Origin of the sequence: Pseudomonas wuhanensis, from assembly GCF_030687395.1 — a bacterium.
GTDB classification, from domain to species: domain Bacteria; phylum Pseudomonadota; class Gammaproteobacteria; order Pseudomonadales; family Pseudomonadaceae; genus Aquipseudomonas; species Aquipseudomonas wuhanensis.
In genome coordinates, this window is the sequence record NZ_CP117430.1 from 1395570 (window position 1) to 1409313 (window position 13744).

At 59.3% G+C, this 13744-nt stretch carries 13 protein-coding genes; 4 read left to right on the plus strand and 9 right to left on the minus strand.

Annotated elements, in window-relative coordinates:
* The first annotated feature begins 188 nt into the window (after positions 1-188).
* Positions 189-1223: an alpha/beta fold hydrolase gene (locus tag PSH88_RS06425; RefSeq protein ID WP_305425419.1), complete on the plus strand. Its 1035-nt coding sequence runs from the start codon at positions 189-191 to the stop codon at positions 1221-1223.
* Positions 1224-1401: 178 nt separating this feature from the next.
* On the opposite strand, the gene PSH88_RS06430 is transcribed toward PSH88_RS06425, so the two are convergent.
* The gene (locus PSH88_RS06430; protein WP_305425420.1) at positions 1402-1758 is read right to left on the minus strand and encodes a DUF6124 family protein; all 357 of its coding nucleotides are present in this window, start codon (positions 1756-1758) and stop codon (positions 1402-1404) included.
* Positions 1759-2299: 541 nt separating this feature from the next.
* On the opposite strand from PSH88_RS06430, the gene PSH88_RS06435 reads away from it, so the two are divergent.
* The 3 genes from PSH88_RS06435 to PSH88_RS06445 all read left to right on the plus strand — a co-directional run bounded on the left by PSH88_RS06435 (position 2300) and on the right by PSH88_RS06445 (position 4662).
* Positions 2300-2965: a DsbA family oxidoreductase gene (locus PSH88_RS06435; RefSeq protein ID WP_305425421.1), complete on the plus strand. Its 666-nt coding sequence runs from the start codon at positions 2300-2302 to the stop codon at positions 2963-2965.
* 96 nt (positions 2966-3061) lie between these two features.
* Positions 3062-3757 carry a hypothetical protein gene (locus tag PSH88_RS06440; RefSeq protein WP_305425423.1) on the plus strand — a complete coding sequence of 232 codons (696 nt, stop codon included), beginning with the start codon at positions 3062-3064 and terminating at the stop codon, positions 3755-3757.
* Positions 3754-4662 carry a hypothetical protein gene (locus tag PSH88_RS06445; protein ID WP_305425424.1) on the plus strand — a complete coding sequence of 303 codons (909 nt, stop codon included), beginning with the start codon at positions 3754-3756 and terminating at the stop codon, positions 4660-4662. The genes PSH88_RS06440 and PSH88_RS06445 overlap by 4 nt, the downstream gene beginning before the upstream one ends.
* Before the next feature lie 61 nt (positions 4663-4723).
* Here PSH88_RS06445 and PSH88_RS06450 read toward each other — a convergent pair whose 3' ends face one another.
* The 8 genes from PSH88_RS06450 to glpD form a co-directional block, all read right to left on the minus strand.
* Complete coding sequence (locus PSH88_RS06450) at positions 4724-5053, minus strand: GlpM family protein (RefSeq protein ID WP_305426949.1); 330 nt, start codon at positions 5051-5053, stop codon at positions 4724-4726.
* 8 nt (positions 5054-5061) lie between these two features.
* Entirely contained in the window at positions 5062-6342 is a 1281-nt protein-coding gene (gene aauR, locus PSH88_RS06455) for a two-component response regulator AauR (protein WP_305426950.1), read from the minus strand.
* Between the two features lie 44 nt (positions 6343-6386).
* Positions 6387-8288 (minus strand): two-component sensor histidine kinase AauS, encoded by a 1902-nt coding sequence (aauS, locus tag PSH88_RS06460; protein ID WP_305425425.1) that lies wholly within the window; start codon positions 8286-8288, stop codon positions 6387-6389.
* Positions 8289-8491: 203 nt separating this feature from the next.
* Positions 8492-9226 carry an amino acid ABC transporter ATP-binding protein gene (locus PSH88_RS06465; RefSeq protein WP_305425426.1) on the minus strand — a complete coding sequence of 245 codons (735 nt, stop codon included), beginning with the start codon at positions 9224-9226 and terminating at the stop codon, positions 8492-8494.
* Positions 9223-9894: an amino acid ABC transporter permease gene (locus PSH88_RS06470; RefSeq protein ID WP_305426951.1), complete on the minus strand. Its 672-nt coding sequence runs from the start codon at positions 9892-9894 to the stop codon at positions 9223-9225. The genes PSH88_RS06465 and PSH88_RS06470 overlap by 4 nt, the downstream gene beginning before the upstream one ends.
* The gene (locus PSH88_RS06475) at positions 9894-10640 is read right to left on the minus strand and encodes an amino acid ABC transporter permease (protein WP_305425427.1); all 747 of its coding nucleotides are present in this window, start codon (positions 10638-10640) and stop codon (positions 9894-9896) included. The genes PSH88_RS06470 and PSH88_RS06475 overlap by 1 nt, the downstream gene beginning before the upstream one ends.
* Positions 10641-10804: 164 nt before the next feature.
* On the minus strand, positions 10805-11719 hold the full coding sequence (locus PSH88_RS06480; protein WP_305425428.1) for a glutamate/aspartate ABC transporter substrate-binding protein: 915 nt from the start codon (positions 11717-11719) through the stop codon (positions 10805-10807).
* 448 nt (positions 11720-12167) lie between these two features.
* Positions 12168-13706 carry a glycerol-3-phosphate dehydrogenase gene (gene glpD / locus PSH88_RS06485; protein ID WP_305425429.1) on the minus strand — a complete coding sequence of 513 codons (1539 nt, stop codon included), beginning with the start codon at positions 13704-13706 and terminating at the stop codon, positions 12168-12170.
* Between the last annotated feature and the right edge of the window lie 38 nt (positions 13707-13744).

Consider the following 13744-nt stretch of genomic DNA (forward strand, 5'->3'; position numbering starts at 1 on the left):
GGGCTGGTGGTACATAGTTATAGGATTGTGCGTTTATCAAATGCCAGGTTATGTCCACGCTACGACCCATTTTTATAGCGATGACCGCTCGGCAATCTTCATCAAACTGTCACGTAACTGTGGCAGCGCGCTTGAGCAAACTTCATCAGACTCGCGCTCTACTGGAGTTCTGCGTTTCGGTGTTTTTCATGCGTGCACGATTTTTATCCACAGCGGTCTTTCTGGCCGCTGTGTTGTTCAATTTTCCGTCTCTTGCGGCGTCTCGTTGCGATGTCAATGTTCCGACCGAGCGGGTCGATCTGGAGCAAGTGAGCCTGGCTTACCAGAGCATTGGCCGTGCCTCGGACCCTGCGTTGTTGCTGGTAATGGGCCTGGGCGGGCAATTGATTCACTGGCCGGATGAGGTGGTGGTTGCGCTGTGTCAGCAGGGATTTCGGGTGATTCGCTATGACAATCGCGATGTTGGCCTGTCGACTTGGCGGCAGACGCCTGTCGACGCCAACCTGACCTTCGAAGTGCTGCGCTACAAACTCGGCTTGCCGGTATCGGCACCGTACACCCTGACCGACATGGCGGACGATGCCTTTGGACTGATGGATGCCTTGCACGTCAAGCAATTCCACGTACTGGGCGCGAGCATGGGCGGGATGATTGCCCAGCATATGGCGGCCATGGCACCGCAGCGTGTCGAGAGCCTGACGTTGCTGATGACCAGTTCGGGTGCCGAAGGTTTGCCGGCGCCGAGTGCGGCGCTGGTGCAGCTACTCGCGCGACGCGGCGCCCCGAATCGCGAGGTGGCGCTGGAGCAACAGGCTGATTTGCTGGCGGCACTGGGTAGCCCGGCGGTGAGCGATGACCGGCAGGCGTTGTTGCAGCAGGCGGCGCAATCCTATGACCGGGCGTTCAACCCGGAGGGCGTGAAGCGCCAGATCATGGCCATCCTCGCCGAACGCAGCCGCGTGGCGCTGCTCAACCAATTGCGGGTTCCGACGCTGGTGGTTCACGGCACCGCCGATCCGTTGTTGCCGGTGATGCATGGCGTGCACCTGGCGGCGCATATCCGTGGCAGTCAGTTGAAGCTGATCCCGGGGTTGGCTCATCGTTTTCAAGAGGCGTTCAAGGCGCCGTTATTGGCGGCGGTATTGCCGTATTTGCAGGCCCACCGAGAAGACACCTCGCATTGGGCACAGATCGATCCGGTGGCCGAACGCAATCTTCTATAACCCCCAAATCCGAGCTCTTGTGGCGAGGGAGCTTGCTCCCGCTGGGCTGCGAAGCAGCCCCAATCCTGCACATGCTGAGTCTCAGGTAATCCGTATTTACCTGTTTACGACTGCTGCGCAGCCGAGCGGGAGCAAGCTCCCTCGCCACAAAAGCGCCTCACTTACAGTGGAGGCTGGTTTACGTTGGAACGAAGTTATCCAGCATCCGGTTCACCGCCAGTTCACCCAACATGACGGAGTTCTGGATGCCGAGCACGGTGTTGCGCTGCGGGCCGTCCAGCAACCCCGCGAAATCGCTCAACATCACACTCGCTGACGCCAGGGCTTCGCAGGCGTTGATCAGCAGGGTTTCGTTATCGGCGTCGGGGGCGATGAGGTAAAGGGTGCTGGGTTTGCGTGGGGTATCTTTGGGAATGACCGGTTTGAGGTAGTAATCGAGGGCGCGGTCGGCGGCTTCGTTGAGCTTTTTGGAGCCGGGGGCTTCGTATGGGGAAACGTCGTCGGTTTCCGGGGGATTGGGTGTGATCTTGAACATTGAACTGGAGCTCCTGTTAGTAGAGCTGCAACTCATCTCGCTACTAAACGGAATGGGTGGCAGCTGTGCGCAAGTTAGTAGACCGGCCTCCAGTCAAAACCGGCGCGCCCGAGGGCGCCATGCGCACAGCCACCATCAAGTGCAGGCAACTACCTGACTGGATGACACTTATGCGACCGGAAAAAGCCGGGCTACTAAACCCGATCACTGGGAATCAGTGACACGAACCAAGTTACCGACGGGCCTCCAGGCGCACAAGCCGGCGGATTCTGACGTGGTTGTAGGCGACGGCGCAAGGCGCTGTAGCTTTCAGGAAGTAACGATAAACAGAACTAAACACGTCCCCCCAAACACCCCAAAACCTGTGGGAGCGGGCTTGCCCGCGATGGCGGCGTGTCAGTCACCGCAGATGTCGTTTTGAACACCGTCATCGCGGGCAAGCCCGGCTCCCACAGGGAGAGTGGAACGGCTGCCACACAGGCTCAGCCTGCGGGTGTATCGTTCGAACTTTCCGGCGCGATTCAAGCCTGTGAGGTAAATGATGAGTCCCCCCCTGAGAATCGATTTCGTCAGCGACGTGTCCTGCCCTTGGTGCGTCGTCGGCCTGTACGGCCTGACCCGTGCCCTGGATTTGCTCGGCGACGAAGTCCGGGCCGAGATCCGTTTCCAGCCGTTCGAACTGAACCCGAAGATGGGCCCCGAAGGCCAGAACATCACCGAACACATCAGCGAAAAGTACGGCTCGACGCCTGAGCAATCACAGAAGAACCGCGAAATGATCCGCGCGCGCGGCGCCGAGGTCGGGTTTACCTTTCGCACGGACGGCAACAGCCGCATCTACAACACTTTCGATGCTCACCGCCTATTGCACTGGGCGGGGCTGGAAGGGTTGCAGTTCAATCTGAAAGAGGCACTGTTCAAGGCGTATTTCACCGAGGGCGGCAATCCATCCGATCACGCACAGTTGGCGCAGATCGCCGAAAGCGTGGGGCTGGATCGACAGCGGGCCGAGGCGATTCTGGCATCCGACGAATTCGCCAAAGAGGTTCGCGAGGAAGAACAGTTGTGGTTAACGCGCGGCGTGAGTTCGGTGCCGACGGTGGTGTTCAACGGACAGTACGCCGTCAGTGGCGGGCAGCCGGTGGAAACGTTTGTCGATGCGATTCGCCAGATCATGAGTGAGGCCAAGGGCGGAACAGTCAACTGACGACTACTGGCTGAAAAATATATCAATGTGCCACTACGGTTTTTACCGATGCTGCCGACATAAGCAGCATCGTTAATCATCATAGGGACTTGATCCATGAATCTTCACGCTCTACGCACCTGGGCAGCACTGACGTTGCTCGCCTGCCTGACCCTCACTGGCTGTGCCCACGTGCAACCACCCGTACCTCTGGACCACCAATTCTGGGATGCCAAAGAGCCGACTATCGGCGTGGCGATCACTGTGGTGCCGGAGCCGGTGCTGGCGTTGACCGGCAATCAGGGGCTGCTCGATTACGCCATCAACAAGGGCGTTAACAACAATCTCAGTGACAGCGTCGAAAAATGGCAAGTGGGCGACCTCAACACCTTGCCCGATGTCCTTGTCGCCAAGCTGCAGGCCAAGGGTTACAAAGCCAAGCGGATCAACGAGCCGTTCGATCTGAAGATTTATAAGGAAACCAGTTTCCGCGAAGGTTACATGACCCGGGACATGACGCCGGTCAAAGCCACCTACGGCGTCGATCGTCTGTTGCTGGTGAATGTCTACGCCACCGGCGCTACCCGCAGCTACTACAGCATCGTGCCGACCAGCGTGCCGATGGCGCAGGTGGGCGGACAGGGCATGGTGATCGATCTGGCAGACAACAAGCTGCTGTGGTTCAAACCTTTTGTCGCTACGCAAGCCGCCCAGGGCGAATGGGACGAGCCGACCTACACCAACCTGTCCAACGCGTTCTATCAGGCTGTGGACAATAGCCGTCAGCAAATGATCACCCCGTTCGCGCAATGAAGCATCTGCCCATAGTGGCCGGTGCGCTGGCCCTGCTGATGCTGACGGGGTGTGCGCAAAAGCCGGCCCCTGAGACCGGTTTCAAGGACCAGAGTGCCTTGCCTTACGTCCAGGCCCACGGGCTTAAGGTCGACGTGCAGCTGCCGCAATCCTTTGTCGGTGCGAGCACCGTGATTGACTCCCAGGCGGCCTTGAAGGCTGCGTCGTCGAGTCATAACTTGGTGGCGAGCTCGGGCAACACTGCCGGGCTTGCCGGCTTGCTGGTTGCCAGCCTGATCAATACCCAAATGGGTAGCGGCAGCTTGCAGCGCGATGCGGAAAAAAACGCACTCAACGAGGCGCGACCGATGGCCGACTTGCTTGCCGGCGTTCCGTTGCAGGAGCGTCTGCAAAAGCGCTATCAACAGGCGTTGCAAGTGGCCGGGTTCAAGCAAGGAGCAGGGCAGGTCACCGCGCGCCTGTTGATTGAACCCAAACTGATGCTTACCCCCGATCGCGGCAGTTTCGTGCTGGTCAATCAGGTGCAGGTTCAGGACATTGCCGGTTCAGCGCTGTATCGCATGCGGATCGAAGTCGTCAGCCAGCCGATTCGTCGCTGCGGCAAACAGTGCATCGACGACGGCAGCCTCGATTTGGCAAAGGTCACGGCTGTGCTCGACGAGTGCATCGACGAGTCGATGCGCGTTCTGTCCACCGACCTGATGCAGCCGACACCGCCAGTGGCTGCCCAGGAAACCTTGCGTTATATCCTTGATGGCCAGCGAGTGGTCGAGCGTGGTTATCAACTGGCCAACAACGGTAACTATTGGCGTTATCGCAACCTCTACGGGGCGGTGAAATCGGTGCCGGTGCCGTTTGAGGATGCGTTGACACAAGCGCAGTTGCAGAAGGTTTACGGGCAGTAATGCCCAATGCCAGTCAGTTAAGCGAGTAAACCGCTTTTTTGTAGGCGCCAGGGAATTGTGGTCAGGATTGAAAACGCACCCACACAGTCACCAACACCGTCGCCGCCATCAGCCACGCCACTGCCGCCACCGCCAACGAAGCCTCCAGCCGCATCCGGTCGACCATCAGATACAAGGTCGCCAGGTAGACGAAGTACGGAATGATCGACCACATGCCAAACACGATGGTGGTTTTCAGATCATCCAGCGAGCGCCCTTTGCCGACGATGTAATGAGCGATCAGCGCAAAGGTCGGAAACAGCGGTACCAGGCCTGCGATGTAATAGTTTTTGGTCTTGGCCAGCATGGCCAGAATCACCACCACCGCGGCGCCCAGGATTGCTTTGAAAATCAGGTCCATCAGTGGCTCAGCCCGTACTTCTTCACTTTGTCGAACAGCGTGGTCTTGGCCATCCCCAGTTCCTGGCTGGCCTGGGTCAGGTTGCCGCCGCTGCGCTGCAAGGCGTCGCTGAGCAGGTTGCGTTCGAAGGCTTCCACCGCTTCGGCGAAGGCCAGGCCTTGATTGTTGCCATTGGTGCCGGATTTTTTGAAGGCCGGCAGGCCCAATGCGAAACGCTCGGCGACGTTGCGTAATTCGCGCACGTTGCCCGGCCAGTCGTGGCTCATCAGGTTCGACAGGGTCTGGTTGTCCAGATCCGGCACGGCGCGGTCGAAGCGTAGGGATGACTGCTGCAGGAAGTGTTCGAACAGTTGCAGGATGTCTTCGCGGCGTTCGCGCAGCGGCGGCAACTCCAGGGTTACCACGTTCAGGCGGTAATACAGGTCGCTGCGAAACTCGCCGGCCTTGCTCGATTGATCCAGATCGGACTTGGTCGCGGCGATCACTCGGCAATCCACCGCCACGCTCTGGTTTGAGCCGAGGCGTTCAAGGGTGCGTTCCTGCAATACCCGCAGCAGTTTGATCTGCAACGGCAGCGGCATGCTTTCCACTTCATCGAGGAACAGCGTGCCGCCGTCGGCGTGTTCGATCTTGCCGATCCGCCGCTTGCCGGCACCGGTGAAGGCGTTGGCCTCGTGGCCGAAGATTTCACTTTCGAACAGGTTCTCCGGCAGGCCACCGCAGTTCAGCGCGACGAACTGTTTGCTGTGCCGGCGGCTGAAGTCGTGCAGGCAGCGTGCAACCAGTTCTTTACCGGTTCCGGTCTCGCCTTCGATCAGCACGTTGGCCGAGGTATCGGCGACGTTGGCGATCAGTTCCCGCAGGTTCTGCATGGCCGGTGAGCGCCCGATGATCCGGCCTTCGAGGGAATCACGCTCGAACAGTTGGCGACGTAACGAGGTGACTTCCCGCGCCAGGCTGCGTTGCTCCAGCGCACGGCGGGCGACGTCCACCAGGCGTTCGGGGGAGAAGGGTTTCTCCATGAAGTCATAGGCGCCTTTCTGCATCGCGCCGACAGCCATGGAGATGTCGCCGTGGCCAGTAATCAGCACCACTGGCAGGCTGCGATCACGGGCCTTGAGCCGGGTCAGCAGTTCCAGACCATCGATGCCCGGCAGGCGAATGTCGCTGATGACGATGCCGGCGAAGTTATCGCCGACTCGCTCCAGCGCTTCTTCGGCGCTGCCGACGCCCATGCAGGGAATGTCTTCCAGGGTCAGCGCCTGTTGGCAGCCCAGCAGGACATGGGGGTCGTCTTCGACGATCAGCACACTAAGGTCGTTGTTCATATTGGCTCGGCGGGAGTGGGGCTTACCAACGGTAAACTGAGGACGAAGGTGGTACCACCGCTGGCCGGGTGTTCGACACCCAGATGCCCGCCGGTGGCGGCGGCCAGGCTCGCCGACAAAGTCAGGCCGAGGCCCAGGCCCTGTTCGCCGGGTTTGGTGGTGAAGAACGGTTCGAACAGATGCTTGCGCGCTTCGGCATCGATGCCGTGGCCATTGTCGCGCACCCGCAGGCGATACTTGCCGTCGAATTCCTCGGCTTCGAGCCACAGCTCCGGCTGGGGCTGCGACTGCATGGCGTCGAGCGCGTTGCCGATCAGGTTGACCAGAATCTGCTCCAGACGAGTCTGGTCGATCTGTACCTGCACGTCTTCGAGGTCGCGATGCAATTGCAGGTGCGCGCTTTCCATCCGGCTGCCCAGCAATTGCAGGGCGGCGTCTACGGCTTTACCAAAACTGGCCTGGCCCTTGTCATCACCGCGCCGGGCGAAGGAACGCAGGCTGGCGGTGATCCGGCCCATGCGGTCGATCAGTTCATTGATGGTCTTGAGGTTGGTGCTGGCCACATCCAGCTGACCGCGTTCCAGAAAACGCACGGTATTGCCGGACAAGGTCCGCAAGGCGGCCAGCGGCTGGTTCAATTCGTGGGCGATGCTGGTGGACATCTGGCCGATGGCGGCCAGTTTGCCGGCCTGGACCAGTTCATCCTGGGCGCGGCGCAGCGTCTCTTCCGCCTGACGCCGTTCGCGGATCTGGCCCTTGAGCCGTTCGTTGCTGGCGCGCAGGTCGGTGGTGCGTTCGGTAATCCGACGCTCCAGTTGATTGTTGGCTTCCTGCAAAGCTTCCCGCGCCGCGAGGCGGGTGGCGATCACCTTGCGCCGCTCGTTCCAGGCGATCAGCAGAAACGCCACCAGGGCAAACGCCACCGCCACCAGAATCCCCTGATTGATCGCTTCACGCCGCAAATCCTGCAGGGGGGTGAGCAGGGTGAAATTCCATGGGGTGTCGCTCAGCGGCCGGGTTTGCGACAGGTAGCTGATGTTCTCTTCATCGGACATCAATTCGCTGTTGGCGGGGAAGGTCAGCTTTTCCTCGCCTTCGGCGAGTTTCTCCCGCGCCAGCGGTTGCAGTTCGTTCAGTGGAAACCAGTAGTACTGCAGGCTACGGGCCAGTTTTTCCTTGGTTTCCTCGCTCAATGGCACAACCGATTTAAGCCGCCGCGCCGGATCGCTGGAGAGAATGATGATGCCGTTTTCGTCGCTGACGAAGGCTTCCAGGCGCGCGCGCTGCCAGCGTTCTTCCATGGCTTCGAGGCGAACCTTGACCACGGCGACGCCGATGATCTTGCCGTGCTCCTCCAGCCCGTGAGCCAGGTAATAGCCGGGTTCGCCACTGGTGCTGCCGATGCCGTAGAAACGCCCCGGCTGACCGCGCACGGCATTCTGGAAATAGGCGCGGAAGGACAGGTCTTCACCCAGATAACTGTCGACATCGCGCCAGTTGCTGGTGGCCAGTACGCGACCGGTGGTGTCCATCACATAAATGGCCCGACTGCGGCTGCGCCGGTTCAGGCCTTCAAGGTATTCGTTGACCGTCTGCCGGTGTTCCGGTGACGTGTCGGCCAGCAGTTTGGAAACACTGGATTCGAGTTCCAGCAGGCTGGGCAGGTAGGTGTACTTGCTGATTTCGCTCTCGACGGCGCGGGCGTGCAGTTCCAGCTGACGCTGGCCATTCTCGCTGAGGCTGCGAATTCCGTAGTGTTCACTGACCCAGAAGCCGATGTAACCCAATCCGATCATCAGGGCGATGATCAGCGGCGGCAGGAACAGATGGCGAATCAAACGGGGTTTCACGGCGAGTGATGGCGGCGCGGCGCGATAGAGGGTGGAGTCGCATTTCATCACAGATGCCTTGGGTCAACCACAACACAAATATCCATATACCCACGGGCCCCTGTGGGAGCTGCTGTGTGGTGATCCGTAGGAGCCAGGCTTGCCGGCGAAGGCGTCCTTGAGAGCGCCTTCGCCGGCAAGCCTGGCTCCTACGAAAAGCGGTTCACTCCACACAAGTCCGCTCCCACATCAGTTGGGGAGCGGTGCCTTTCTTAGTGCTGCAAAATTTTCGCGAGGAAGTGCTGTGTACGCTCGGCACGGGCGTTGATGTCGCCGAAGAACTCTTCTTTCTTGCAGTCTTCGATGATCTTGCCCTGGTCCATGAAAATCACCCGGTCTGCCACTTTACGGGCGAAGCCCATTTCGTGGGTCACGCACATCATGGTCATGCCTTCGTGGGCCAGTTGCACCATCACGTCGAGTACTTCGTTGACCATTTCCGGGTCCAGCGCCGAGGTCGGTTCGTCGAACAGCATGACGATCGGATCCATCGCCAGCGCACGGGCAATCGCCACACGCTGTTGCTGACCACCGGAAAGCTGGCCCGGGTGCTTTTTGGCGTGGGAGGAGAGGCCAACGCGCTCAAGCAGTTGCAGGGCTTTTTTGCTGGCTTCTTCCTTGCTGCGGCCCAGCACCTTGATTTGCGCGATGGTCAGGTTATCCATGATGCTGAGGTGCGGGAACAGTTCGAAATGCTGGAACACCATGCCGACGCGCGAACGCAGTTTCGGCAAGTTGGTTTTCGGGTCGGCGATAGACGTGCCATCGACGATCACGTCGCCTTTCTGGAACGGTTCCAGCGCGTTGACGCATTTGATCAGGGTGGATTTGCCGGAACCGGACGGCCCGCACACCACGATCACTTCGCCTTTTTTGACCTCGGTGCTGCAGTCAGTCAGTACCTGGAAGTCGCCATACCACTTGTTGACATTCTTGATAGAGATCATACGGCAAACCTTTTTTGCAGACGCTTGACCAGCTGCGAGGCGGCAAAGCTGATGATGAAGTATGTGAAACCGGCGAAGATCAGGAACTCATTGGAGCGACCGATGATGTCGCCACTGGCGCGCGAGGCATTGAGGAAGTCGACCAGACCCACCGCGTAGACCAGCGAAGTGTCCTGAAACAGGATGATGCTCTGTTGCAGCAGCAGCGGGGTCATCTTGCGGAACGCTTGCGGCAGGATGATCAAACGCATCATCTGGCTATACGTCATGCCCATGGCCTGGGCAGCACTCATCTGGCCCTTGGGAATCGACTGCACGCCGGCGCGGACGATTTCGCAGAAGTACGCCGCTTCGAACATCATGAATGCCACGATGCATGAGGCGAACGCGCCGATCGGGGTGTCTTCACCGGTGATCCAGCGCAGAACGAACGGCACCGCCAGGTAGAACCAGGTGATGACCAGCAGCAATGGAATCGAACGGAAGTAGTTAACGTAGGCGCCGGCGATGTTCGACAGCAGTTTGCTGTGGGACAGGCGCATCAGTGCCAGGATCGTGCCGAGGATGATCCCGCCGACCACGCCCAAGGCCATCAGCTTGAGGGTCATGACCATGCCGTTCCACAAGCCCGGCAGGGAAGGGATGATGCCCGAGAAGTCGAATTCCATCATTTACCCCCTACGGAGATCAGGCCCGGTACGGCGACTTTCTTCTCGACACCGCGCATCAGCAGCATCAGGCCCATGTTCAGCGTGAAGTAGATCAGCGTGGCCAGGGTGAAGGCTTCGAACAGGTTGGCGGAGAACTCGGCGGTCTGTTTGGTCTGCGCGAGCAGCTCCATCAGGCCGATCAGCGATGCCACGGACGAGTTCTTGAATACGTTCAAAAATTCCGAGGTAAGCGGCGGAATGATGATGCGATAAGCCTGGGGCAGCAGCACGTTCCAGTAGATCTGCGGCAGCTTGAAACCCATGGCACGGGCAGCGGATTCCTGGCCGCGAGGCAGCGCCTGGATACCGGTGCGCACTTGTTCACAAACACGAGCCGTGGTGAACAGGCCCAGGCACACGACGACGCTGAGGAAGGCCGAGGTGGTTGGGTTCAGGTCCTGTTTGTACCAGTCCTGCAGGTTTTGCGGCAGCAGGTCGGGCACCAGGAAGTACCAGATGAACAGCTGAACCAGCAGTGGCACGTTACGGAAGAGTTCGACGTAGCAGGTCGCGATGCCCGATACGATGCGGTTCGGCACCGTGCGCATGACGCCCAGAATCGAGCCCAGCAGCAGCGCGATGATCCAGGCTGCGATGGCGATGGCGATGGTCCAGCCCAAACCGGAGAGGTACCAGTCGAAATAAATCTCGCTGCCCACGCCGGTGGACTTGAAGAACACGCCCCAGTCCCAGTTGTAATTCATTAGGGTCTCCCCTCGGATTCGATCGATGTACAAGTGCCCGATGACGGTCAGGCACACGCGAACGGCTCGACAGCCACCGGTTCGAGTGTTTCCAGAAATGCCAGCAGGGAGTGACAACCCTCTGAAAGGGCAGAGGCCCTTCAGAGGGTAAGGTTAGTCAGAAATCAGGATTTCTTTTCGTCAGCCGCTTTGTCGGTCGGATTGGCGATCAGGGCCTTGAGCTCTTCGCTCATCGGGAACATCAGGTTCAGGCCTTTAGGCGGAATTGGCTGCATGAACCATTTTTCGTAGATCTTGTTGATCTCGCCGGATTTGTAGGTCGCGATGATGGCGTCGTCGACAGCTTTCTTGAACGGCGCGTCGCCCTTGCGGACCATGCAGCCGTAAATCTCGTTGGACTGTGCAGTCCCGGTCACGGCCCAGTCAGTCGGCTTCTTGGCCTTGGCCATTTCACCGGCCAGCAAGGCGTCGTCCATCATGAAAGCCACGGCACGGCCGGTTTCCAGCATCTGGAAGGACTCGCCATGGTCTTTGGCGGAGATCACGTTCATGCCCATCTGCTTGTCGGCGTTCATCGACTTGAGGATGCGCTCGGACGTGGTGCCGGCGGTGGTCACGACGTTCTTGCCTTTAAGGTCGGCGAAGTCTTTGTACGGGGAGTCTTTCTTGGACAGCAGCTTGGTGCCGATTTCGAAGATGCCGACGGAGAAGTCAACTTGCTGCTGACGCTCGACGTTGTTGGTGGTGGAACCGCACTCGAGGTCCACGGTGCCGTTCTGCACCAGCGGGATACGGGTTTGCGAGGTCACCAGGTTGTATTTGACCTGGAGGTTGGGCATGTCCAGGTCTTTCTTGATGGCTTCGACGACTTTCAGCTGGATATCGTGGGAGTAGCCAACCGGTTTGCCGGAAGCGTCCGAGATGTAGGAAAACGGAATGGAAGCGTCACGATGCCCGAGGGTGATGGTGCCGGACTCTTTGATCTTCTTCAGTGTGCCGGTGAGTTCGGCTGCGAAAACTGGAGTGCTAATCAGAGCGGCAGCAATGGCTGCGCCCAGGAGATGGGGAACGATGCGCATCAAATTTTCCTCGACATTGTTTTTATATGGAGCCAGTTCATCGGCCCTTTTTTGTGCTTCGAATGCTTGCCGGCTCCTGAAGGGCTGGCGCAGCAGACATTCGTCCAAGAGTGTAGAGCATGACTCGTGCCAGACCAGGCGGTATGGATCAAGTTATTGATTTATAAAGGTATTAAATATTTATGGCGTTGAATTTTCTATCGGACGATCCGGTTTACCGAATCGACTGGCAAGTCGCGTTCGGAAAACCGAATGCAATCTTGGGTCTTGCTCAAACCCTGTGGGAGCGGGCTTGCCCGCGATAGCGGTGTGTCAGTCGACATTATTAGCGGCTGTGCTGCCGTCATCGCGGGCTAGCCCGGCTCCCACAGGGAGTCGAGGTGTGTTCGGAATACAAAAAGCCCCTGAATCGTGAGATTCAGGGGCTTCGTTTTAACCGGATTCCCGATCAGGCCGCTTCGATCTTGCTGCGGTTCTGTTCGACCTTGTTCAGGTAATCCTTGAGCTTCTGCTGCTCGGCCGGGGTGGTGAACAGCCCAAGCTTGCTGCGGCGCCACAGAATGTCGTGGGCGGTGGTTGCCCATTCTTCGCTGCACAGGTAATCGACTTCGCGGGTGTAGAGACCGCCGCCGATGTGTTCGCCCAGGTCACTGAGGCTTTCCACACGCTCGAGCATGCGCCAGGTGCGGCTGCCGTAAGTGGTGGCCCAGCGTCGGGCGATCTCGGTGGGCACCCAGTCGAACTTGTCGCGGATCCGCGAGCTCAAGGCTTGCGGGGTGGTCATGTCTTCGCCGCCGGGCAGGGTGGCGCTGGCGGTCCAGCTTGGCTTGATGTGCGTGAAGTACGGGGCCAGTTGCGCCAGCGCCGATTCGGCCAGTTTGCGGTAAGTCGTCAGTTTGCCGCCGAACACCGACAGTAACGGTGCTTCTTCGCCACTGCCCGACAACGCCAGGGTGTAGTCGCGGGTGACGGCCGACGGGTTGTCGGATTCGTCGTTGCATAGCGGACGAACGCCGGAATAGCTGTGCAGGATGTCCGTGCGGCTGAGTTGCTTCTTGAAGTGGGCGTTGACCACTTTGAGCAGGTAATCGGTTTCGCCCTCGGTGATCGCCACTTTAGCCGGGTCCCCGGTGTACTCGCGGTCGGTGGTGCCAATCAGGGTGAAGTGGTTCAGGTACGGAATGGTGAAGACGATACGCTGATCTTCGTTTTGCAGAATGTGCGCGTGTTCGCCTTCATACAGCTTCGGCACGATCAGGTGGCTGCCCTGGATCAAGCGGATGCCGTACGGCGATTCCATCTTCAGGTCGTCACGAATGAACTGGGCGACCCATGGGCCGGCCGCGTTCACCAGCGCCTTGGCACGGATCGAAAACAGGCTGCCATCGGCGCGTTCCAGGTGCAGGTCCCACAGGCCTTTGGTGCGACGGGCACTGACGCAGCGGGTTTGCGTATGAACGTGGGCGCCTTTTTCGCGGGCGGCCATGGCGTTCAGCACGACCAGGCGCGCGTCATCGACCCAGCAATCGGAATATTCGAAGCCTTTGGTGATTTCGCTTTTCAGTGCGCTGTCCGGGCCGAACTTCAGGCTTTTCGAGCCTTCGAGTTTTTCCCGTTTGCCGAGGTGATCATAAAGGAACAGGCCGGCGCGGATCATCCAGGCCGGACGCAGGTGCGGGCGGTGCGGCAACACGAAACGCATCTGTTTGACGATGTGCGGCGCCTTGGCCAGCAGTACTTCGCGCTCGGCAAGGGCTTCGCGCACCAAGCGGAACTCGTAATGTTCGAGATAGCGCAGGCCGCCGTGGATCAGCTTGCTGCTGGCGGATGAGGTGTGGCTGGCCAAGTCATCCTTTTCGCAAAGGAATACCGAAAGACCGCGACCGGCGGCATCCGCTGCGATCCCCACGCCATTGATCCCACCACCGATGACGGCGATATCGTAAACCTCGGCGAGAGGGGGCGTAGGCAAGGTAGAAGTGGGCATCGGCTGGCCTCGGGCTTTTGATTTTGTATATTGGAATT